Genomic DNA, 23,728 nt, shown 5'->3' on the forward strand with positions numbered 1-23,728 from the left:
TCTGTAAAACAGACATTATACCATGGCGCATCTGGCTTCTGCCTTCCTGCAAAATCCCAGATGCCCGGATTTATAGGAGAATGGCAATGCCAAAGCAATATATTAAGATCCGTGGTGCCAACGAGCACAACCTGAAGAATATTTCCGTGGATATCCCGCGGAATGAGCTGGTGGTCTTAACCGGCCTTTCCGGCTCGGGAAAATCCTCCCTGGCCTTTGATACGATCTACGCCGAGGGGCAGAGACGGTATATGGAATCCCTTTCGTCCTATGCCCGCCAGTTCCTGGGGCAGATGGAGAAGCCCGATGTGGAGAGCATCGAGGGACTTTCCCCGGCGATCTCCATCGACCAGAAATCCACCAACAGAAACCCGCGTTCCACGGTGGGAACAGTGACGGAGATCTACGATTATATGCGTCTTTTATATGCCAGAATCGGTATCCCCCACTGTCCCAAATGCGGACGGGAGATCAAAAAGCAGACCGTGGACCAGATGGTGGACCAGATCATGGAGCTGCCGGAGCGCACACGGATCCAGCTTCTGGCTCCCATGGTGCGGGGAAGGAAGGGACGGCACGAAAAGGTCCTGGAGCAGGCGAAGAAAAGCGGCTATGTCCGTGTCCGCATTGATGGCAACCTTCATGAGCTGACGGAGGAGATCCAGCTTGAGAAGAACATCAAGCATAACATCGAAATCGTGGTGGACCGTCTGGTGGTGAAGGAGGGGATCGAAAAACGTCTGGCCGATTCCATCGAAACAGTGATGAAGCTGTCTGGAGGCCTGATGATCCTGGATGTTTTTGACGGAGAGCCGGTGAATTTCAGCCAGAGCTTTTCCTGCCCCGACTGCGGGATCAGCATCGAGGAGGTGGAGCCCAGGAGCTTTTCCTTCAATAATCCCTTCGGGGCCTGTCCGGAGTGCTTTGGACTGGGATACAAAATGGAATTTGACGAGGATCTGATGATCCCGGATAAGTCCTTAAGCATCAAGGAGGGGGCCATTGCAGTCCTGGGCTGGCAGTCCTGCGCCAAGGAGGGAAGCTTTTCCAGGGCGATCCTGGACGCCCTGGCCAAAGAGTACCATTTTGACCTGGATACTCCCTTTGAGGATTATCCCAAAGAGATCCACGATATCCTGATCTACGGGACCCAGGGGAAAAAGGTGGCGGTCCATTATACGGGGCAGCGCGGCACCGGCGTTTACGACGTGGCCTTTGAGGGACTTATTGAAAATGTGAACCGCAGATACCGGGAAACCTTTTCCCAGGCCAGCAAGGCGGAATATGAGACCTTCATGAGGATCACCCCCTGTACTGCCTGCCATGGAAAGAGACTTAAAAAGGAATCCCTGGCGGTGACCGTGGGCGGAAAAAATATCTTCGACGCCACAGATATGTCCATCGTGAAGTTTAAGGAGTTCATCGACGGCCTGGAGCTTTCGGAGATGCAGAAGATGATCGGGGAACAGATCCTGAAGGAGATCCGGGCCAGGATCATGTTCCTCATCGACGTGGGACTGGATTACCTTTCCCTGTCCCGGGCCACGGGGACCCTTTCCGGCGGCGAGGCCCAGAGGATCCGTCTGGCTACCCAGATCGGCTCTGGTCTGGTGGGTGTGGCCTATATCCTGGACGAGCCAAGCATCGGCCTCCACCAGAGGGACAATGACAAGCTCTTAAAGACCCTGACCCATCTGCGGGACCTGGGAAACAGCGTGATCGTGGTGGAACATGATGAGGATACCATGATGGCTGCGGACTGTATTGTGGATATCGGTCCCGGAGCGGGAGAGCATGGTGGAAAAGTGGTGGCCGTCGGGACGGCTGAGGAGATCATGAAGTGTGAGGATTCCATCACAGGCGCATACTTAAGCGGCCGGAGGTCCATTCCGGTGCCGCCAGAGCGGCGGCAGCCCACAGGCTGGCTGAAGGTGCGGGGCGCCAGGGAGAATAACCTGAAAAATGTGGATGTGGATATCCCCCTGGGGGTGATGACCTGTGTGACAGGCGTGTCCGGCTCGGGAAAGAGCTCTCTGGTCAATGAGATATTGTATAAGTCCCTGGCAAAGAAGCTGAACCGGGCCAGGACCATTGCCGGAGCCCATGACGGAATCGACGGCGTGGACCAGCTGGATAAGATCATCGCCATCGACCAGTCGCCCATCGGCCGGACGCCCAGGTCCAACCCGGCAACGTATACGGGCGTGTTCGATCTGATCCGGGACCTGTTTGCGGCGACGCCCGACGCCAAGGCCAAAGGATACAGCAAGGGCCGGTTCAGCTTTAACGTAAAGGGCGGCCGGTGTGAGGCCTGCAGCGGCGACGGGATCATAAAGATCGAAATGCATTTCCTGCCGGACGTTTACGTTCCATGCGAGGTCTGCGGCGGAAAACGGTACAACCGGGAGACGCTGGAGGTAAAATATAAGGGAAAGAGCATCTACGATGTACTGAACATGACCGTGGAGGAGGCATTGAAGTTCTTTGAAAACGTGCCGTCCATTTCCAGAAAGATCGCTACCTTAAACGATGTGGGGCTTTCCTATATCAGACTGGGGCAGCCGTCCACAGAGCTTTCTGGCGGCGAGGCCCAGAGGATCAAGCTGGCCACGGAGCTTTCCAGAAGAGGAACGGGAAAGACCATTTATGTCCTGGACGAGCCCACCACGGGACTTCATTTTGCGGATGTCCACAAGCTGGTGGAGATCCTGCGCCGTCTGTCTGAGGGCGGAAACACGGTGGTGGTCATCGAGCACAACCTGGATGTGATCAAGACCGCCGACTATATCATCGATATGGGACCCGAGGGCGGCGACCGGGGCGGTACGGTGATCGCAAAGGGAACGCCGGAGCAGGTGGCAGAAAGTCCGGTTTCCTATACGGGAAGGTACGTGAAGAAATATTTGGAAAAGCGGGAGGAAGTATGATACAATGGAGAAAGAGATCCATCGTATCATGGCGCATATCGGTCTCTGTGTTTTTATGAGACCATGCGCTTAAATCGCCCGGAGGGGTATAAAAACAAGGAGGAGCAGATATGCTATTAATCAAAGGGGCAGAGGTGTATGCACCGGAATATCTTGGAAAAAAGGACGTGCTCATCGCCGGTGAAAAGATCGAGCGGATCGGGGAGGATCTTCCGGAATATGAGGGCTGCCAGGTGATCGACGGAACGGGACGGATCGTGGCGCCTGGATTCATTGACCGCCATGTCCATATTACAGGCGGCGGCGGTGAGGGAAGCTTCCACACACAGGCTCCCCAGGTGCAGCTTTCTGATCTGATCAGGGGCGGCGTGACCACAGTGGTGGGCCTTCTGGGAACCGACGGCATCAGCCGGAGCACAGAAAATCTGGTGGCTAAGGCCAAAGCATTAAAGGAAGAGGGAATTTCTGCCTACTGCTGCTGCGGAGCATACGGGCATCCGGGTCCGACCATCACAGGAAGCATCAGCAGGGATATCATGTTCGTAGACGAGATCATCGGCCTTAAGCTGGCAGTCTCTGACCACCGTGCCCCGAACATCACCGTGGACGAGCTGATCCGCCTGGGAAGCGATGTGCGGACAGCCGGCATGTTAAGCGGAAAAGCCGGTTTTGTATGCCTCCATATGGGCGGCGACGACAGGGCCTTAAGCCCGGTGTTTGAAGCCCTGGAGCGCACCTCGATCCCTGTAAAGACGTTCCAACCCACCCATGTGGGAAGAGCAAAGAAGCTCCAGGAGGACGCATTCAAGCTGGCAAAGATGGGCGGAACCATCGACTTCACCTGCGGACAGTTTGAGGAAAAGATCAAAGAGCTGGCGGCATCCCTGCGGGCGGCAAAGGAGGCCGGGGTTCCCATGGACAAGGTGACCATCAGCTCCGACGGACAGGGAAGCTGGTCCAACTATGACGCAGCCGGAAATCTTACGGAAATGGGTGTTTCCAGTGTGGATACCATGTACCGTCAGGTGGTATATCAGGTCCAGAATGAAAATATGTCTCTGGAGGAGGCTCTGTCCCTGGGAACCAGAAATGTGGCGAAGGCTCTGGAGGTATATCCCAAAAAGGGAGCCGTCCATGTGGGAAGCGACGCAGACGTGCTGGTGCTCAACGGCGATCTCTCCATGAATACGGTCATTGCCCGCGGCAGCCTGATGATGCAGGACGGCGTATTATTAAAGAAGGGAACCTATGAGGCATAGCTGTTAAAGGGCGCACCAGGACAGCTTGGAAAGACTGGAAACAGATATATTCCCAGACGGAAAATCTGCCGGATAATCGGGGATTTTTAAACGGATCACTGGTGTTTCTGCTGTTTTTTCCGGACTTACAGTTTTTTTCTTGCAAAGACAAAACCTTTCAATTATAATGATTACAAAATTTTTGTACCTGCTGAAAGCATGTTTTTCGGCAGGTACAGCTTTTCAACAAAGGTTGACAGGAGGCTCTCGATGAATCAGGAAAAAATTATTGTTATTGATTTCGGCGGCCAGTATAACCAGCTTGTGGCCCGCCGTGTCCGCGAGTGCAGCGTATACTGTGAAATTTATTCTTATAAAACAGATCTGGAACAGATCAAGGCCATGAATCCCATGGGGATCATCCTCACGGGAGGCCCCGACAGCTGCTATGAGGAAGGAGCCGCATCCTGCAGCAAAGAATTATTTGAGCTGGGGATCCCGGTGCTGGGCCTGTGCTACGGAGCACAGCTGATGATGCATGTGTTGGGCGGCCATGTATGTAAGGCTCCGGTCCGTGAGTATGGAAAGATCGAAGTGACGGTGGACAAGACCAGCAAGCTGTATGGAGATGTGTCCGAAAAGACCATCTGCTGGATGAGCCATAACGATTATATTGAAAAGGCGGCTCCCGGCTTCCGGATCGTGGCCCATACGGCCGACTGTCCGGTGGCGGCTGCCGAGTGCGCGGAGAAGAAGCTGTATGCGATCCAGTACCATCCGGAGGTCCTTCATACCCAGGAAGGCACGAAGATGTTGCACAATTTCCTTTATGAGGTCTGCGGCTGCTCCGGAACCTGGAAGATGGACGCGTTTGTGGAGAACAGCATCCGGGCGATTCGCGAGAAGGTCGGAAACGGAAAGGTGCTCTGCGCATTATCCGGCGGTGTAGATTCCTCTGTGGCAGCCGTTATGCTGGCCAAGGCCGTGGGCGATCAGCTGACCTGTGTGTTCGTTGACCATGGCCTACTGCGGAAAAATGAGGGCGACGAGGTGGAAGAGGTATTCGGCCCCAACGGCCCCTATGATCTGAACTTCATCCGCGTAAACGCCCAGCAGCGCTTCTATGATAAGCTGGCTGGTGTGGAAGAGCCGGAGAAGAAGAGAAAGATCATCGGCGAGGAGTTTATCCGCGTGTTTGAGGAAGAGGCAAAGAAGATCGGAGCTGTGGATTTCCTGGTGCAGGGAACCATTTATCCGGACGTGGTGGAAAGCGGCCTGGGCGGTGAATCCGCTGTGATCAAGTCCCACCACAACGTGGGAGGACTGCCGGATTACGTGGATTTCAAGGAGATCATCGAGCCCCTCCGCGATCTGTTCAAGGACGAGGTGAGAAAGGCCGGTCTGGAGCTGGGGATCCCGGAAAAGCTGGTGTACCGTCAGCCGTTCCCGGGCCCGGGACTTGGGATCCGTATCATCGGAGAGGTAACGCCGGAGAAGGTGAAGATGGTCCAGGAGGCCGACGCCATTTACCGGGAAGAGATCGCCAAGGCCGGTCTGGACCGGAGCATCGGCCAGTACTTTGCCGCCCTGACCAACATGCGCTCCGTGGGCGTCATGGGTGACGAGAGAACGTATGATTACGCCATCGCGCTGCGGGCCGTGAACACCATCGACTTTATGACCGCCGAGGCAGCGGAGCTGCCATGGGAGGTGATCGGCAGGGTCTCCAACCGGATCGTAAACGAGGTCCAGCATGTGAACCGGGTGCTGTATGATTGCACGGGGAAGCCGCCGGCGACGATTGAGTTTGAATAGTTGGAGCAGAGCTTCAAAGCCTTTATTTTCAAGGGTTTTGAGGCTCTTTCCTTTTAGAATTGCATTTTGATTGCATTTTTTTATTCAACTGCTCTGTGATAGATTGCTGTATGCTGATTGCTGGTGTAATCGGCAACACTGGTCGTTGCCGGAGTATAAGTGAGAACACCAGTTAATTGAGTCTGAAAACAAAATGATTAGGCGTTGTCAGATTCGAATAACAGGCAGAAAACCTCGGATGCCCATTTTATAAGGGTTTCCGAGGTTTCTTTATGCCTGTTGGATCTATTTCTTTTGACGGAGTATTTTTTATGCGTTAATACCGAAAAACTTCTCCATATCCTCTTCCACAGTGCCAATTCCTGCAATGCCGAAGTTCTCGATCAAGACCTTTGCAACATTCGGGCTGAGAAATGCCGGAAGTGTAGGGCCAAGGTGGATATTCTTCACACCAAGATATAAAAGAGCCAGAAGAACGATAACTGCTTTTTGTTCGTACCATGCGATATTATAGATAATTGGCAGATCGTTAATATCGTCAAGCCCAAAGACCTCTTTGAGTTTCAAGGCGATTACAGCAAGGGAATAGGAATCATTGCATTGACCTGCATCCAGAACACGTGGGATGCCATTGATATCGCCTAAAGGCAACTTGTTATATTTATATTTTGCACAACCGGCAGTAAGGATGACAGTGTCCTTCGGCAGAGCCTTAGCAAATTCTGTATAGTAGTCGCGGCTCTTTGCTCGACCATCACAGCCCGCCATAACCACAAACTTTTTGATAGCACCGCTTTTTACAGCTTCTACAACTTTATCTGCCAAAGCCAGAACCTGTGCATGGGCAAATCCGCCGATGATTTCACCGGTTTCGATTTCACTCGGAGCGACACATTTTTTTGCATGCTCAATAATCGCAGAAAAATTTTTTTGTTCGCCAATTTCTCCCGGAATATGTGTACATCCCGGATATCCCGCAGCGCCGGTAGTGTAAAGCCTGTTTTTGTAACTATCCTTAGGAGGAACAATGCAGTTGGTTGTCATTAGAATAGGACCGTTAAAGGATTCAAATTCTTCTTTTTGTTTCCACCAAGCATTCCCATAATTACCAACAAAGTTAGGATATTTTTTGAAAGCAGGATAATAATGAGCTGGCAACATCTCGGAATGCGTATACACATCCACTCCAGTTCCCTGTGTCTGTTCTAACAGCATTTCCAAATCGCGCAGGTCGTGGCCGGATACCAGAATGCCGGGGTTCTTTCTGACACCGATATTTACCTTTGTAATTTCGGGGGTTCCATAGCTGTCTGTGTTAGCCTTATCCAGCATTGCCATACCGGATACTCCGTATTTTCCTGTTTCCATTGTTAGAGCAATCAGATCTTCTACACTAAGGTTGTCATTCAGCGTGGCAGCCAGTGCTTTCTGAAGAAATGTGTCAACTTCATCGTTGTCCTCCAACAACACATTTGCGTGCTTCGAGTAAGCGGAAAGTCCCTTCAAACCGTAGGTGATTAACTCGCGCAGAGAGCGAATATCCTCGTTTTCGGTAGAAAGAACACCGACAGTTCTGGCTTTTTCTTCCCAGTTTTCAGCTCCGTTCCATTTTGCGGCTTCAGGCAGAACAGTCAGATTGGTAACTTGCTTTAGCAGAACTTCCTTTTCAGTCAGTGTAGCACGGATTCTTGATTCAATGCTCTCTTTATCAAAATTTGCGTTGGTAATGGTAGTGAACAGATTCAGAGTAATCAAGTGATTGATTTTTGCAGAGACCTGTTTACCTTCCTGACGCAATGCAGTCGTAATAGCCGAAATTCCTTTTGTGACATAGACCAACAGATCCTGCATGGCCGCTACATCAGGTTTCTTTCCGCATACGCCGGACATGGTGCAGCCCTTGCACCCGGCGGTTTCCTGACACTGATAGCAAAACATTTTTTGTTCCATAATATGCCTCCTAAAAACTGTTAAAATTTGAAATAATGTGGTTTCTTCTCAATCAAAAAAGCATGTAGACGCGTTTGAATTAATCTTCCCAGGCGATTGCAGACACAGGACACGAGTCGATGGCCTCCTGTACAGCACCTTGATTTTCAGCGTTTTCTGGTTGATACGCTTCAGCCTTTCCCTGCTCGTTCATACGGAAAACCTCGCCGCAGATCCCACAGCAAAGCCCACAGCCAATGCAGAGATCCTTATCTACTTTTGTTGCTTTCATAAAATCACCTTCTTTTGTCAATTTTGCGTTTGATTAAAATACAACTACTAAAAGCATTTTGAACGCTTCCTTCCCATATACCGCATGGGGATGGCCTGCTGGCATGACAATAGATTCTCCTTCGTGCAGCAGATATTCAACGCCATCAATCGTGATTTTTCCGATACCATCCAAGCAGGTGACGAAGGCGTCCCCACCCGATTCATGGGTGCTGATCTCTTCGCCCTTTGCGAATGAGAACAGGGTAATACTTACTGCCTGGTTTTGTGTCAAAGTTTTGCTGACAATCTGCCCCTCCTGATAAGAAATTTGTTCTCTCAGCGTCAGTACTTCTGATTGAGCAATGTTTTTCATTTTTTTACTCATAGTATCTCTCCTTTTATTCCAAAATTTTACCATCCAACGAAATCGTAACAATCTGCCAAGGAATGAATTTTCCGCTTGCCTGCAACGCTTTTTTGGCAGCTAATTCTAGTCCGCCGCAGCAGGGAACTTCCATGCGTACAACCGTTACACTTTGAATGTTGTTGTTTTGAATGATCTGCGTCAGCTTTTCGCTGTAGTCTATGCTGTCAAGCTTTGGACAGCCGATAATCGTAATTTTCCCACGCATGAAATCCTCGTGCATTCTGGCATAGGCGTATGCACTGCAATCCGCTGCAATTAACAATTTTGCGCCGTCAAAATATGGTGCATTAGTCGGTACCAGTTTGATTTGGCATGGCCATTGTCCCAACTGTGATTCTGTCTGTACCCGGGCAGAAGGAGTTGTTTCTTGTGAATGTTGAATACGCTGCATTCGACTGCCGGGGCAGCCTGTATGGGGAACAGCGGCATGATTGCTTTTCACTTTTTTTCTCATATTTTCCTGCACAGCTTTTTCATCATAGGCGGCAGCTTCTCTCTCCACAAAGGAAATTGCACCTGTCGGGCAGGTTGGCAGACAATCTCCCAAACCATCACAATAATCATCTCTCAGAAGTGTTGCTTTGCCATTTACCATGCCGATTGCACCCTCGTGACAAGCTTCGGCACACGCACCACATCCGTTACATTTTTCTTCATCTATTTGGATAATTCTTCGAATCATTTTATACCATCCTTTCTCTTGTCTTTCTGGGCATAGTATATTATAATTAAAAATAAAAATCTGTTGTTATAACAACGAAAGGGTAAAAAATATGAAATTATCCGATATGCAGTTATTCCGTGGGTTAGAAGAAGATGACATCTTCTCGCTTTTAAGCTGTTTGAATAGTGTAAAACGCAATTATAAAAAAGGAGAAGTAATTCTTTCAGAAGGGAGTATTATAGAGAATATCGGCATTGTACTGTCAGGCATGGTAATGATATCTTGTAACGATATTTGGGGGAATACCAGCATTTTAGGAAGTGTTGCACCTGGTTCTGTATTTGCTGAAGTATATGCCTGTATTCCGGGACAGCCGATGCTGGTTACAGTGTCTGCCGTGGAAGATACCTCTGTGTTGTTTATGAATGTGGGACGTGTTCTGACTACCTGCACAAACGCCTGCCCTTTTCATACAAACCTTGCACGAAATCTACTGACTGTCTGTGCTCATAAAAGTCTGCAACTTTCACAAAGGATTTTGCACACCAGTTCCAAATCCATACGAGGCCGATTGATGTCTTATTTTTCAGAATGCGCAAAACATGCCGGAAGCAATTCTTTTCTGATTCCATATAACCGCCAGCAATTAGCAGATTACTTGAATGTTGACCGCAGTACTATGTGCAACGAGCTTTCTAAAATGCAGAAAGATGGCATGATTGAATACAAAAAAAATCGTATTTTGCTCAAAGACTGAGATTTAAGGAATGGTATGAATTTGAATAGGGATTGATTTTTTAAGCAAAATCGCTTATGATCTGAAATAGAATATAGTGCTATTATCCACAGTTACAGAGCAAGTGTTATCAACACCGATAACAAAATGATAACATTAGCCTGTATAGGCAGGATAATATGGATAAATCAAATAATCAAAAGAACTGTAAACATGACAGAGAATAATCTCTAAACAAAATTGATTAGTAATTGTCGAATTCGAATAGTAAACAGAGAGCCAGGAGACTGCATAAACAGCGGGTACCCGGCTCTCTGACTTTTAGGGCTCCCTTCCAAAACTACCACATAAAAATACGATCAGTTTCCTTCCTCCCCAATCTGTACCATCTTAAATCCCTCTCCATGAACCTCATTGGATTCCAGCACGATCAAAAAGGAATCCGGATCGGCTTTCTTTACAGCCTGCTGCACCTGGAACATTTCTTTGTTGTTGCAGGCGCACATCACGACCTGCTTTTCTTGTCCATGGTATCCGCCCTGGCCCTTTAAAATGGTGGTTCCCCGTTGACAGCATTCATCGATCACTTCACAGATCTGAGGACCATGATCTGTAACGATCAATGTAAGCTTCCCGGCATTGATTCCATACATTAACTTGTCTACGGCAACAGCAAAAATAAAATTTACAACCATTCCATAAATAATACCGTCCATATCCCGGAATAAAATTCCGCCGACCAGAATGATCCCCACATCAGACCAGAATGCGATTTTCCCAAGAGATAAATGCGGTTTGATGGCTTTCACTGCCATAATAATAAAATCTGATCCACCGGTAGAGGAGTTTTTAGAATAAATCAATGCGTATCCGATACCGCCAAATACACCTGTACAAAGGGCTGCTAATAAGCGATCTCCTTCATACACCGGAAACAACGGTGCCACATAGTCGATCATCAAAGAAGAAAGCACCATGCATCGTAAAGAACTGATAAAGAACTTTTTCCCGAGAAGCCGATAGCAGACAATGGCCAGCGGGACATTCAATACAATGGTTGAAAGTCCGATCGGAATATTCAGCAGCCGATACAATATGATAGAAATACCTGAAAATCCGGTCATTGGAAACTTTGCCTGCACAGCGAAATTATAAATTCCAGCTGCAATAAAGACACTTCCTATGAATTCCCAGAGTAATTGCGTTGCAAATACTTTTGCCTTTTGCATAGAAAACTGTGTTTTCATAACTTTAATACCTCCATTTCATAAAAAAAGAGCGAAGGCGTATTATATAAAATATAATGCGCTTTCGCTCTTCGGCCACTAGACTAACACTAATATACTGGTTTTGTCAAGTGTTTTTACAAAGACCAGCGAATTCCGATAACAAAATAAAAACCGCCGGTATGGTTACCCTTCCCCATACCGGCGGTCTTATATTTCTTCTTATTCTTTACGCCAAATGCAGCAAATTGATCAGAATGACCCAGGCCAGTCCGTAATAGGTGATCACGGCGACCAGATCGTTTACGGTTGTGATCAGTGGGCCAGATGCTACAGCCGGATCCACCCCGATCTTCTGGAAGAAGATCGGAATAACTGTGCCGGATAAGGAAGAGATCAGCATGGCCAGTATCATGGCTGCGCCGAGGCATCCGGAAACTGCAAAAGCAAAGGACAGCCCGTTCCCTTTTAAAACCAGATATCCGCCAATCACAAGGAAGGAGGATATGCCGAGAATAAAGCCGTTGGTCAGGCCGACGCGGGATTCCTTCAGGATCAGTGTCAGCTTCTGCCTTCCGGAGGTCTGTTTGTCCATGAGAACACGGATGGCAACGGCCAGGGACTGGGTGCCCACGTTGCCTGCCATATCCAGGATCAGCGACTGAAAGCTCATGATGACTGGGAGCTGGGCCACGATGGATTCAAAGAGCCCGACGGTTGCGGATACGCCGAGGCCCATGACAAGCAGGACGAAAAGCCATGGAAGCCGCTTTTTTACACTGCGGAAGATCGGTTCCTCCAGATCCTCCTCAGCGGAAAGACCTGCCAGCTTTGCGTAGTCTTCATTGAGCTCATCCCCTACGACCTCAACCAGATCGCGGGCCGTGATGACGCCGATGAGCCGGTTTTCATTGTCCAGCACGGGGATGGAGTCTTCGGAATAATCTCTTAACTGCGGGATACAGTCCTCAATGGGCGACCGCGCGTAAACGTATGGATAGGAGCAGGTCATGACCTCTTTCAGATCAGTCCCCTCCCGGGCAATGATCAGGTCCTTCAGGTCAATGGCGCCATAAAAGGTTTCCCTCTGGTCCACCACATAAATGGTGCTGATGTTGTCGTTTTCGGCAGCCTGGCGGACGAGCTCTGACATGGCCTCCTTGACCGATGCATGGTCCGGGACGGAGATGTAGTTGGTGGACATGACGCTGCCGATCTCGTCCTCGTCGAAGGAACTCAGCAATTTCACATCGGAGCGGACCTCGGGATCCAGCAGATCCACCAGGGTTTCTCGCTCGCCCTTTTCCAACTGGCGCAGTACCTCCACCACGTCGGATGGCTCCATCTGGGAAAATACATCGACCTTTTTTCGGACGCTCAGTTCCTGCACATATTCTGTAAGATGATCGGAGTATTCCAGGATCCCAGCCAGTGTTTCTGAATCAAGGATCTGGTATAATTTTGCCCGTTCCGCCTGGGTCAGAAGCCCCAGAGCGGATGCGACATCGTTTTCATGATAAGAAGACAGCTTTTCCTGCATTCTCCGGGGAGTCAGACTGCTGCGAATCAGTTCTGCGATCTCAGCGCTGTATCCTGCAGGTGCTGTGCTTACGGTTGTGTTTCCTGCCATTTCATTGTCCTCCTTTACAAGTCGGTTGAAAGCAAAGGCGGACACAGGAGTTCTGTTTGTAAGGAAAAAAGGGCATAAAAAATCCACTGCCGGTTACAGACAGGATCCCTGCATTCGCATCTGCTTATGTAGTGCTGTACTGGAACGGACAATGGTATCCATTTGTATATATACAGATAAAGCCAGATCAGACCACAGACAGCCGGATCGCACCTGTATTCTGTAACTGCTGGAATACCATATCCGTACTTCGACTACCACTACTGTCCATGATCTCACCTCTCTTTAAAAGTTTTTTCTGCCAGATTTCAATGGCTTGTTCATTATAGCGCATTTTTCTGGGAATCACAACCTTTTTCTGATACCGGGAGATGAATAGAAGAGGAACGGAGCCCCATGAACTCGAAAAATAAAAAATTTTGATGGATTTTTTCTCTGGAACAGGTATAATGTAGATAACGTTTAATCAACATAATTAAAAGGAGAATCAGCATGAAGCAGGATATGATAGTAATTCTGGATCTTGGAAGCACAGAGAATACAGTGATTGCCCGTCAGATCAGGGACCTGGGCGTATACAGTGAGATCCATCCCCATGATATTACGGTGGAGGAGCTTCAGGCTCTGGATAATGTAAAGGGTATTATTTTAAATGGCGGCGAGAACCGTGTGGTGGACGGACAGGAGGTACAGGTCCGGGACGAATTATATGGACTGAGCTACCCGATGATCTCCATTGATTATCCCCAGTCAAAATGTGAGGCACAGTACCAGGAGCTTCCGGACGATGCGGCCATGAAGACCTTCCTTTTTGAGACATGTAAGGCAGAGGCCAACTGGAACATGAAGAATTTCATTGAGGACCAGGTGGAGCTGATCCGTAAGCAGGTGGGAGATAAAAAGGTCCTCCTGGCGCTTTCCGGCGGCGTGGATTCCTCTGTGGTTGCAGCCATGTTGATCAAGGCCATCGGGCAGCAGCTGGTGTGCGTCCATGTAAACCATGGCTTAATGCGTAAGAACGAGTCTGAGGGCGTGGTAAAGGTATTCCGCGACGAGCTGCACGCAAATCTGATCTATGTGGACGCGACAGAGCGGTTCCTTGGAAAGCTGGACGGCGTTGCAGATCCGGAGGAAAAGCGTAAGATCATCGGCGGAGAATTCATCCGTGTGTTTGAGGAAGAGGCAAGAAAGCTGGAGGGGATCGATTTCCTGGGCCAGGGCACCATTTACCCGGATATCATCGAGTCCGGTACAAAAACTGCCAAATGTGTGAAATCCCACCACAATGTGGGCGGCCTTCCGGAGGATCTGCAGTTTGAGCTGGTAGAGCCGTTAAAGCAGCTGTTTAAGGATGAGGTACGCGCCTGCGGTATCGAGCTGGGCCTTCCGGCAGAAATGGTATATCGTCAGCCGTTCCCGGGTCCGGGACTTGGCGTCCGCTGCCTTGGAGCGATCACCCGTGACCGTCTGGAGGCACTCCGTGAGGCTGACGCGATCCTCCGCGACGAATTTGCCAAGTCTGGTCTGGATAAGACTGTGTGGCAGTACTTTGTAGCGATCCCGGATTTCAAGGCGGTCGGTGTGAGGGATAACGCCAGAAGCATGGGCTATATGGCCGTGATCCGTGCGGTCAACACCATCGACGCCATGACGGCGACCATCGAGCGGATCGACTACGATCTGTTGGAGCGGATCGCAGACCGGATCACTGCTGAGGTGACCAGCATCAACCGGGTGGTATACGAGATCACGAAGAAGCCGGTGGCGACGATTGAATTTGAATAGTTGCTACATCTCTGGAAAGCCTTGATTTATAAGACTTTCCAGAGATTTTTCTTTTTATTGGCTACAAATTGGCTACATCTGCCATTTGGCTACTATCTGGCACTGTTGTTCCGTTGATAGGATTTTTAAGCTGTTGTGCCACTTCGGCTTGTTTGTTGGGATACAGATGACTGTAAGTATTTAAGGTTGTCTGTATTTTTTCATGTCCTAAACGGTCAGCAATCAGAAGTGGCTGGCATCCCGTCTCAATCAAAAGGCGGGCATGGGAGTGACGGAGATCATGCACACGAATTTTCTTCACCCGGATTTTTTACATCCTCTGAGCATTTCATGATTTAGGAGATGTTTGGTGTAAGGGAAAAGTCTGTCGTTAGGCTGAATCTCATAGCACTTATCCATATAAGCTTATAAACAATCAGCAAGTGTCTGGGGGATCGTGATAACCCGGCTGCTTTTCGGTATTTTAGGAGGCCAGACAACATCTTTACCATTGATTCTTTGGAAGGTTTTATTGATGTACCCAAATACATCTCGCAATTGGGGAATTACTGGTTTTCTTTTTTAATAAATTTTTTGTAGTGTATTTGCATGTATGCCTTCATTCGCTCATTCATAGAGATTCTGGCGGATTTAGAAAGATTTAAGGCATTTCGCTGATCATCGTCAATTGATGCTGAAATGCATATATTTCCTGTCTCAGGTTCAAAAGAGATTAAGTGTCTATCAAACAGGGCATCGTGATTAGCACATAAAAGCAAACCATTGTTTGCATCTATGCGTTCTTCTTTGGAGGATTCAGCCCATTCTTTAATATGGCTTGCACGTAATACAGATGTGGCGGAAATATCGCAAAGATTACAGTGATGACGTTCAAGAAGTAACAGCCTGCGGAAAGAGCCTTGCGAAACACGGGTTTTTACAATCTTTTCGACATCTGTACCAGCACATGGGTTATTATTGAGTGTGCGTTGCAAAGTCATGGCTTCAACATCATCGTAACTTACATCATTTGAAATAATATTGTACTGGATCTGATGTGCTAATACTGGGTTATATGAAGGATTCATTGCTACATAGTTTACATTATGGGAACCATGAGTGTCTGTAATAGAGTACAGAATGTTACACAATTCGCATGGAATGAGAATAGCAACATATCTCAGATAATCATATCTTAGCATAACAAGAGCGTCATCCTGGAATGCAAATCTCTGAAGCTGAGTAAAAGCCTCTTCAGAATCTGGAATGTTAATTTGTACCTGGTCACCAGTATGACCATATTTTTTATATGCAGAACTGTGAAGAGAAAAATTGGAATCTGCTAAGTACTTTGGCAGGTTGATATTGGAACGTACATAGTAAGTGTTTCCGTTTGAATCTGTCATGTTAGAGGGCTGGTCGATTTCGTGAAGGTACCTGAAATTGTTATCGTATATATCAATATCAATGCTTTGTACGGAGGTTGTTGCATTATTCAGTTCTTCAAAGAAAAATAACATGCCTTGTTTACCAGTAACGTCAATATGTGTCTGGTTAACTGTTGAAGAAGTATCCCCGGCATTAATTCTTCGCTTATCTTTTATAATATTCTGGTTTGAAAGTTTCTTTACCAATATCCCTTGAAAAGCATCTGAATTAAGTGGTGTGCCAGGAATATGTATATAATTCAGAAACTGGTTTAATTTATCAATAATTTGTCTGTACATGTAATTGTATTCCTTTCTGTAGATTTGTATTTATTATATCAAACAGAAAAGAAAGTGTATATATAAATTTTAATAAAGAATATATTTACACCCTGATAAAAACATTATATAATATGTTTATTAAACGGAGGAGAATGCAATGACTAATAAAAAGAAAAGTAATTGTGGAAGACCGGCAGGTAGAATAAAAACTGCAAAAATAGAAATATCAATTGAACCGGCAGTAAAAGATGAATTTATGACATTATTGCGTAATGAAGGGAAAACTGCCTCTGTGGAAATTGGATTGTGGATTAGAGATTACATAAAAAATAATAAGCTTGAGGAGGAAAAATAAGTGAAAGTAGTTTCATTCTTCAGTGGGCTTGGTGGACTTGATAAAGGGTTTGTAGATACAGGTTATGATATAATATGGGCAAACGATTTTGATAAATATGCTGTGCAGACATATAAGGCTAATTTTGGAGAACATATCGTTCTTGGAGATATAAATGAAATTCCTTTAGAGGAAATACCAGACTGCGATATCCTGATAGGTGGGTTTCCATGCCAGCCGTTTAGTATGATGGGGCAACAAAAAGGGTTTGAAGATACGAGAGGAACATTATTTTTTAGAATAGCAGAGATTGTGGATGATAAAATTAAAAAAGGAAAGAAACCAAAAGCAATTATTCTTGAAAATGTACGATCCTTAAGAACCCATAATAATGGAGAAACATATAAAGAAATATATAGGATATTACATGATGTGCTTGGATATAATGTGTTCTGTGACATATTAAATTCAGCTGATTATGGAGTACCTCAGACACGAAACAGGACATATATTGTATGCTTTGATAATCAGAATGCAAGATTTGAATTTCCAGAAAAGAAAAAACTTAATAAAACATTGCAGGATTTACTGGAACCAGAAGTTAATGACAAATATTTCCTGTCAGATAGAATATTGCCTACAATATTATCAGATGGAACTGGTGGATATAAGGCAAAATCGGAAATAGATCTGAAGATTGCAAGACCTTTGTGTGCAACTATGGCGAAGATGCACAGAGCATGCCAGGACAACTATGTAACCCAGAATGGAAGGGTAAGAAGACTTACTCCGCGTGAGTGTGCAAGATTGCAGGGATTTCAGGATTCATTTGTAATCCCGGTATCTGACAGTCAGGCATATAAACAGTTTGGAAATGCAGTTACAGTCAATGTATCAAAAGCTGTTGCCCAATCGGTAAAGACAACATTAATAAATCTTGGAGAGTGGAAAGACTGATATGGAATACAAAAATGATAAAGGTGAATTTATATCTTTTATAAAGGCTGGATTGGACGATGAGAAGAATAATCATGTAGATGTCTGCCTAAAAAGAGTTACAAAGCCTGTAACAGAGAAGTTCCTTAATGACAGGGCAGATCTGTATAAGACTGATGTGGATAATGATTCGGAACTTATGGAAGCATTTAGAAGACTAGCTTTTATATGCAATGAAAAAGAACAGGAATGCTATAAGTGTCCTGTAAGTAAATATTGTAATACATATATTGAAAATGCCAGAAAAAATGTAAGTGATGATTCGTTAAAGATGATAGATCTGTTTTGCGGGGCAGGTGGCTTGTCATTAGGTTTTACACAGGAAGGATTTGTGACAAGTCTGGCAAATGATATACAGGATTGTTGTGTGGACACATATGCACACAATCATCCAGAGACACCAAGGGATCACATAGTACTAGGTGATATAAAAGATGTGGTAAAAAATCTTGATGAGCTACTGTCAGGCAGGAACATTGATATTGTTGTTGGTGGACCACCATGTCAGGGATTTAGTATGGCTAACAGACAGAGATTGATAGATGATCCTAGAAATTATCTGTATAAGAGTTATGTTGAAGTTGTAAAAAAAGTACACCCTAAATTTTTTGTTATGGAAAATGTTAAGGGAATGTTATCTGTAGCTGAACAGGTAAAAGAAGATTTTCGTGCCATCGGATATTCGGTAGAATGCCATATATTGAATGCCAAGAATTTTGGGGTTCCACAGAACAGGGAAAGACTTATATACATAGGAAATTGCCTGGGAGTAGATAACGAACAAATTTTTAATGAAATATTTGTACTAAGTGAAAATATACCAGAACATAATCTTGAGGACGCGCTATTTGCACTTAGGGAACTGGAGGCTTCAAGAGTAAAAAATTCTACAGAAAGTGGTTCAATAGAGAGCGGATACAAAATAGAAAAAAATAATATTACAGAAACCAATGATTATATTTCATACATTAATCAAGACAGAGTGGTTAATGTAGTATCAAATCATAAAGCGAGATATAATAATGACCGTGATATTGAAATTTATGGCCGCATGGAGCCGGGAGACCGCTCAGATGATCCCAAAATTGCAGATATTATGCCATATGTGAGAAGAAATGGTATTTTTAAAGATAAATATTTCAAACTTGAAAATGACAAGGTTTGTAAAACAATAACAGCACATATGAAGTTCGATTGTAATATGTATATTCATCCAACACAGGCAAGAGGACTCACACCAAGGGAGGCAGCAAGGGTACAGTCTTATCCTGATTATTATTTTTTCAGAGGTGCATATACGAAGACTTATATGCAGATAGGAAATTCTGTTCCTCCACTTCTGGGAAGAGCGATAGCACATGTGATAAAAAGCTATATGAAAGGTGGTAATGACTGATGGAGTTTACAGAGGCAATAGAGATAATAAAGAACATAGTTCCAGAGAGTTCAGCAAATGAATATGATGGAATAATGGTAAAAAGGCTGGAAGCATCTAATACATTGGATGAAGGCAGAACAACGAATCAGACCCATATAGCAATATCAGGAGAACAGATGAATATGTTCCCTTATCTTATGGCAGATGGCTATTTTAAGTGTGATTATAATGACAGGGATGAGCAGTTAAAAAAATATTTTATAACACAGATACCTCTTTATATTTACAAGGATAATGTTATGTATCTTGCAGATGGTGAAGAGAGTGGTATCAGCTTTGGTAATGAAAAAAGCAGGTGTGTGCGTGCAAGTATAGTGAGAAGTAGAAGAAAAGGGCAGGCAGACCAGGTACAGCTATCATTGACTACAATAGATGATCCGGCATTTGTCAGCTTCAGAAGATTATTACATACAGGAGATTATCTGGTAATTCTGAAGCATAAGGAAAAGCTGGTTTATGATTGTATAGGTATTAAAGCAAATGATGAAACTCGGGGAGAGTATAATATTTCAGCACTTAATAATAAGTTTTATAAGCTGCCGACAAATACAAAAGTAGATATAAAGGAACTTATTGAAATTAAAAATGCAGAAATAGAAAACAGGAAATTCACAGTTGATGAATTGGGGACTATTCTTAAAGAAATGTATGGTAATGCAGAAGATAAAATGCAGGTAGCATCTATACATATTTTTGGAATAAAATACGGAAAAAATATAATCGAAAATGAATTCAAGGCACCAGATATTATTAAAACAGCAGGATTGAATGAATCATATTCCACAGAATTACAGAAGGCTTTGAATATATACAGGTGTCTCGATAAAAATACATACGGAATCTCTATTTCTTGTTGTGATAATGCGCTGGAAGAAAATAAAGAGTCTGTTAAGCGTAAAACAGGAGCAGAAAATATTCTTTTTTATGGTGTCCCAGGTGCTGGAAAAAGTCATGAAATAAAGACAAAATATTGTGATGATGAAAAATACATGGAGAGAGTGGTTTTTCATCCGGATTATACATATTCAGATTTTGTGGGACAAATATTGCCGAGAGTGGAAAAGGATAAGGATGGTAACGATAAGTTGAAATATGTATTTACTCCCGGACCATTTACTAAGTTGCTTAAGAATGCACAAAATGATCCTGGTAACTACTATTATCTTGTCATAGAAGAATTAAACAGAGGTAATGCTCCTGCAATATTTGGAGAAGTATTCCAGTTGCTTGACAGAAAAGATGAAGAGGATTTTTCTATTGAAGAGGTGGGCGAAAGTGAATATGGAATTTCAAATTATGAGGTTGCAAAGGAAGTCTATGGGGATGAAAAACACCAGGTAAGAATACCATCAAATATGTTTATTTTGGCAACGATGAATACAGCGGATCAGAATGTATTTACATTGGACACTGCTTTTCAGCGTAGGTGGAATATGAGGCAGATAGAGAATAATTTTGATAAGTCTGAACATTCAAAAGATATAATTGCGGGTACAAAAGTAAGCTGGGGAGCATTTGCTACAGTAATCAATGATATGGTTATTGATATCAATGTTGATATGGCAAGCTCTGAGGATAAGCGGCTTGGAACATATTTCGCCAGAAAGAAAGAGCTGGAGGCAGACAGATTTTCTGAAAAGGTACTTAAATATTTATGGGATGATGCCTTTAAAATGGACAAGACAGCTATATTTAATGAAAATTGTAAGTCTCTTGAAGATGTGGTTATTACATATGAGACTGCAACATCAGATAAACTGGCAGCGGTATTGAGAACGAGCGTTTATGAGAAAATGCTTTTAAAAATGCAACAAAAGAATATAGATAATAATGAAAACTAGGTGATGATTTTTTGAGGAAAGTTGATATTCGGAGTAAATGCAGAGTGAATTCTAATCGTGAAATGGATACGTTTGTAGGGTTAAGATGTAATGATGGTGACATAAGTATCAATTTTCCGCTTGGATATCATATATCGGAAGATGACAATGAGCTTCGTAAGGATATAATACTCTTGCTTACAACACTTTCAGCTAACACAGAACGAAAAGAGTCAGAAATTCTTAAGCGAGGTAATGTTTTTGATGAAGTAGAATTTCCATTGCAGTCATATATGTATCTTATTAAGGACTTTTTTGTACGAGGTTATTATAAGGAGCAGGAAGTTTTATATAAAGTTGCCAAATTGGGGAAAATCAATTGGAACAGGACAATAAAAACCCAGAAACCATATGTACAGGATATGGACGTGTTTTATCTTGATTTCGTTACAAAGAAGAATAGTGTAAAAGAGAATGAACTGATTACATTAATACATGAGTATTGTGTATATGAAAGCTTTGAACGAATAGGCTGGCTCTATACGGAAATGATGCCGAAGAAACCGGTAATTGTTAAACAGGAAAGATTATTCCGTTCTATTCTAAAAGATAAGATTGCCAATACCTTTAATGATAAAAACAGAATGCTATTCCGGCATATGCTTGCGATTATTGATTTTGAAGGAGATAAAGATTCTGATAAGAACTACAGATATGGAACATATCGTTTTGAATATATATGGGAGAAAATGATTGATAAGGTATTTGGCATTGAAAACAAAGCAGATTATTTCCCAAAAACAACGTGGTATGTTAATGGAAGTAAATATGATAATGCTTCACTTGAACCAGATACGATTATGTTATATGGAACAGATGTATATGTGCTTGATGCAAAATATTATAAATATGGGCTAACAGGAAAGACCTGGGATCTGCCAGAATCTACATCAATAAACAAACAGATTACATATGGTGAATATATAGCAAAAGAGGATAAATTCAAGAAAAAGCATGGAGAAAATATGAAAGTATATAATGCTTTTCTTATGCCTTTTGATTCGTTAAAAAGTAAGTATCCAGATAATGCAAATATGCTCAAAGTGGGTGGAGCAGTAAGTAACTGGAAAGATAATACTGAGGAATATCAGAAAATTCAAGGTATTCTTATTGATGTAAAGACTCTTATGAGTATAAATGTCAGACAGGAAATGAAAGAGATAGAAAAACTGGCAAAGTTGATTGAAAACTGATTGTTGAGGTGATTTTGTGGCGGATGTTTTAACAAAAGAACAGCGGCATAAGAATATGAAAAATATTCATGGAAAGGATACCAAAATAGAAGTTATATTGAGAAAGGCTTTATGGAGCAAAGGATACCGGTATCGTAAGAATTATAAAAAATTGCCAGGCAGACCGGATATTGCACTGACAAAGTATAAGATTGCTATTTTCTGTGATGGAGAATTCTTTCATGGGAAAGATTGGGATGCTTTAAAACAGAGACTGGAAAAGATCAATAATAGTGAGTTCTGGATTAATAAAATTTCCCGTAACATAGAGCGGGATGATGAGATAAATAAAAAATTGGACTTTAAGGGCTGGACAGTAATCCGGTTCTGGGGTGAAGATATAAAGAAACATACAGATGAGTGTGTTAAGGTTGTGGAAGAAACAATTTTTGATATAACCTTTGAAAAAGATGATTTAGGATAGAAGGAAACTGAGATTGATATGAAGATATTTTCATTTTTTGCAGGTGTTGGAATGCTTGATTTGGGGTTTCAAGAAGCTGGCTATGAAGTTGTTTTTGTGAATGAATATAAACAGGAATTTATGAATGCATATCGTTATGCGAGAAGAGGACGCAATTATAATCAACCTGTATATGGGTATCATGTAACTGATATTAATTATTTTTTAAATGGTATAGGAGAACATAATTTTCAGCAATACATTAACAATGAAAGACATAATAACGAGTTGGTTGGTTTTATAGGGGGGCCACCTTGCCCAGATTTTTCTATAGGAGGCAAAAATAAAGGTAGAGAAGGGGAAAATGGAAAATTGGCAAAAAGTTATATTGATATGATTTGTCGCTTTCAACCAGATTTCTTTTTATTTGAAAATGTAAAAGGGTTGGTAAAAACACAAAAGCATCGAGAATATTTTGAAGAGCTTAAATTCGAATTGAAAAGTAATGGATATATAATATCTGAACAATTGATGAATTCATTGGAATTTGGAGTGCCTCAAGATAGAGACCGAATTTTTATGATGGGGGTTTTGAAAGGAAATGAATTAGCTAGAAAAGTAATAAGTGTGAATGATACATTCGCTTTTCCGTGGAATGCAGATTTGCCGTATGACTCCGCGTTGGTGAAGAAGATGAATTGTTAAAGTAATATGGATGATTTTCAATCGATATTTGCAATAATAAAATGGTAATGCAATCCCTTGAAAAGAGCTTATAAAACATTTGAATCATGGTATCACAATCTTTTTGTTGCAGAAATAGTGACAAGAAGTTATAATTTCCATAGGTGGACAAGCAAGCCAGCAGAAAAATATTCTGTGAATAAAAAACAGACAAGCAAGCCCCCGAAACTACACACAATAATGAAAAAATGCAATGGTACTGGATTGGTATTAAAAATATGTGAAATGAAAAATAATGTTTGGAAAAGATGCAAGTTATCAATATAAAAAAGTATAGATAAATATGTTGAAATAACCTAAAACAAACTAGATTCTGCGAATTCGAATAAAAAGAAAAGAGCCGGGAAGCCCCATGAAACAGCG

21 protein-coding genes are annotated in these 23,728 nt (G+C 43.8%); 12 read left to right on the plus strand and 9 right to left on the minus strand.

The features are described from left to right. Positions 1-86: 86 nt before the first annotated feature. From uvrA to guaA (ACI6NM_RS12175), 3 genes are all read left to right on the plus strand, one after another. Positions 87-2,927 carry an excinuclease ABC subunit UvrA gene (uvrA, locus tag ACI6NM_RS12165; protein WP_262427320.1) on the plus strand — a complete coding sequence of 947 codons (2,841 nt, stop codon included), beginning with the start codon at positions 87-89 and terminating at the stop codon, positions 2,925-2,927. A 110-nt stretch (positions 2,928-3,037) separates the two neighbouring features. Beyond that, positions 3,038-4,186, plus strand: coding sequence for a beta-aspartyl-peptidase (gene iadA, locus ACI6NM_RS12170; protein ID WP_158359423.1), 1,149 nt, complete (start codon positions 3,038-3,040; stop codon positions 4,184-4,186). Positions 4,187-4,435: 249 nt separating this feature from the next. Then, complete coding sequence (guaA, locus tag ACI6NM_RS12175) at positions 4,436-5,980, plus strand: glutamine-hydrolyzing GMP synthase (RefSeq protein ID WP_262427321.1); 1,545 nt, start codon at positions 4,436-4,438, stop codon at positions 5,978-5,980. A gap of 309 nt (positions 5,981-6,289) precedes the next feature. On the opposite strand, the gene hcp is transcribed toward guaA (ACI6NM_RS12175), so the two are convergent. From hcp to ACI6NM_RS12195, 4 genes are all read right to left on the minus strand, one after another. Further along, entirely contained in the window at positions 6,290-7,930 is a 1,641-nt protein-coding gene (hcp, locus tag ACI6NM_RS12180) for a hydroxylamine reductase (protein WP_262427322.1), read from the minus strand. A 79-nt stretch (positions 7,931-8,009) separates the two neighbouring features. Then, the gene (locus ACI6NM_RS12185; protein WP_262427323.1) at positions 8,010-8,201 is read right to left on the minus strand and encodes a ferredoxin; all 192 of its coding nucleotides are present in this window, start codon (positions 8,199-8,201) and stop codon (positions 8,010-8,012) included. A 33-nt stretch (positions 8,202-8,234) separates the two neighbouring features. Further along, positions 8,235-8,567 carry a cupin domain-containing protein gene (locus ACI6NM_RS12190; RefSeq protein ID WP_262427324.1) on the minus strand — a complete coding sequence of 111 codons (333 nt, stop codon included), beginning with the start codon at positions 8,565-8,567 and terminating at the stop codon, positions 8,235-8,237. Between the two features lie 13 nt (positions 8,568-8,580). Continuing rightward, complete coding sequence (locus ACI6NM_RS12195) at positions 8,581-9,291, minus strand: ATP-binding protein (protein ID WP_262427325.1); 711 nt, start codon at positions 9,289-9,291, stop codon at positions 8,581-8,583. 91 nt (positions 9,292-9,382) lie between these two features. Between ACI6NM_RS12195 and ACI6NM_RS12200 the strand changes: the two genes are divergently transcribed. Then, positions 9,383-10,030 (plus strand): cyclic nucleotide-binding domain-containing protein, encoded by a 648-nt coding sequence (locus ACI6NM_RS12200; RefSeq protein ID WP_438500875.1) that lies wholly within the window; start codon positions 9,383-9,385, stop codon positions 10,028-10,030. Positions 10,031-10,368: 338 nt separating this feature from the next. On the opposite strand, the gene ACI6NM_RS12205 is transcribed toward ACI6NM_RS12200, so the two are convergent. From ACI6NM_RS12205 to ACI6NM_RS12215, 3 genes are all read right to left on the minus strand, one after another. Continuing rightward, positions 10,369-11,256 (minus strand): YitT family protein, encoded by an 888-nt coding sequence (locus ACI6NM_RS12205; protein ID WP_262427326.1) that lies wholly within the window; start codon positions 11,254-11,256, stop codon positions 10,369-10,371. Between the two features lie 208 nt (positions 11,257-11,464). Then, positions 11,465-12,865: a magnesium transporter gene (gene mgtE / locus ACI6NM_RS12210; protein WP_262427327.1), complete on the minus strand. Its 1,401-nt coding sequence runs from the start codon at positions 12,863-12,865 to the stop codon at positions 11,465-11,467. Between the two features lie 187 nt (positions 12,866-13,052). Continuing rightward, the gene (locus tag ACI6NM_RS12215; protein WP_262427328.1) at positions 13,053-13,214 is read right to left on the minus strand and encodes a hypothetical protein; all 162 of its coding nucleotides are present in this window, start codon (positions 13,212-13,214) and stop codon (positions 13,053-13,055) included. A 143-nt stretch (positions 13,215-13,357) separates the two neighbouring features. On the opposite strand from ACI6NM_RS12215, the gene guaA (ACI6NM_RS12220) reads away from it, so the two are divergent. Beyond that, positions 13,358-14,650: a glutamine-hydrolyzing GMP synthase gene (guaA, locus tag ACI6NM_RS12220; protein WP_262427329.1), complete on the plus strand. Its 1,293-nt coding sequence runs from the start codon at positions 13,358-13,360 to the stop codon at positions 14,648-14,650. A gap of 61 nt (positions 14,651-14,711) precedes the next feature. On the opposite strand, the gene ACI6NM_RS12225 is transcribed toward guaA (ACI6NM_RS12220), so the two are convergent. Beyond that, a complete protein-coding gene (locus ACI6NM_RS12225; protein WP_330599940.1) occupies positions 14,712-14,951 on the minus strand; it encodes a tyrosine-type recombinase/integrase in 240 nt (79 codons plus the stop codon). A 244-nt stretch (positions 14,952-15,195) separates the two neighbouring features. Then, positions 15,196-16,356, minus strand: coding sequence for an HNH endonuclease (locus ACI6NM_RS12230; protein ID WP_262427330.1), 1,161 nt, complete (start codon positions 16,354-16,356; stop codon positions 15,196-15,198). Between the two features lie 139 nt (positions 16,357-16,495). On the opposite strand from ACI6NM_RS12230, the gene ACI6NM_RS12235 reads away from it, so the two are divergent. The 7 genes from ACI6NM_RS12235 to ACI6NM_RS12265 are packed head-to-tail and all read left to right on the plus strand — an operon-like array spanning position 16,496 to position 23,326. After that, positions 16,496-16,693, plus strand: a complete 198-nt coding sequence (locus ACI6NM_RS12235; protein WP_012740017.1) for a hypothetical protein — start codon at positions 16,496-16,498, stop codon at positions 16,691-16,693. After that, the gene (locus ACI6NM_RS12240; protein WP_316451107.1) at positions 16,694-17,629 is read left to right on the plus strand and encodes a DNA (cytosine-5-)-methyltransferase; all 936 of its coding nucleotides are present in this window, start codon (positions 16,694-16,696) and stop codon (positions 17,627-17,629) included. It abuts the gene before it with no gap. 1 nt (position 17,630) lies between these two features. Continuing rightward, positions 17,631-19,064, plus strand: a complete 1,434-nt coding sequence (locus ACI6NM_RS12245) for a DNA (cytosine-5-)-methyltransferase (protein ID WP_438500876.1) — start codon at positions 17,631-17,633, stop codon at positions 19,062-19,064. Then, the gene (locus ACI6NM_RS12250; protein WP_438500877.1) at positions 19,064-20,947 is read left to right on the plus strand and encodes an HTH-like domain-containing protein; all 1,884 of its coding nucleotides are present in this window, start codon (positions 19,064-19,066) and stop codon (positions 20,945-20,947) included. Before ACI6NM_RS12245 ends, ACI6NM_RS12250 begins: the two co-directional genes overlap by 1 nt. A 44-nt stretch (positions 20,948-20,991) precedes the next feature. Then, positions 20,992-22,179 (plus strand): LlaJI family restriction endonuclease, encoded by a 1,188-nt coding sequence (locus ACI6NM_RS12255; protein WP_438500878.1) that lies wholly within the window; start codon positions 20,992-20,994, stop codon positions 22,177-22,179. Positions 22,180-22,195: 16 nt separating this feature from the next. Next, the gene (locus tag ACI6NM_RS12260; RefSeq protein ID WP_262427334.1) at positions 22,196-22,642 is read left to right on the plus strand and encodes a very short patch repair endonuclease; all 447 of its coding nucleotides are present in this window, start codon (positions 22,196-22,198) and stop codon (positions 22,640-22,642) included. Between the two features lie 18 nt (positions 22,643-22,660). Beyond that, positions 22,661-23,326 (plus strand): DNA cytosine methyltransferase, encoded by a 666-nt coding sequence (locus ACI6NM_RS12265; protein ID WP_262427335.1) that lies wholly within the window; start codon positions 22,661-22,663, stop codon positions 23,324-23,326. The last annotated feature ends 402 nt before the right edge of the window (positions 23,327-23,728 follow it).

The sequence above is a fragment of the Pilosibacter sp. YYHA0881 genome, assembly GCF_051602715.1.
Taxonomy (GTDB): domain Bacteria; phylum Bacillota; class Clostridia; order Lachnospirales; family Lachnospiraceae; genus Alitiscatomonas; species Alitiscatomonas aceti.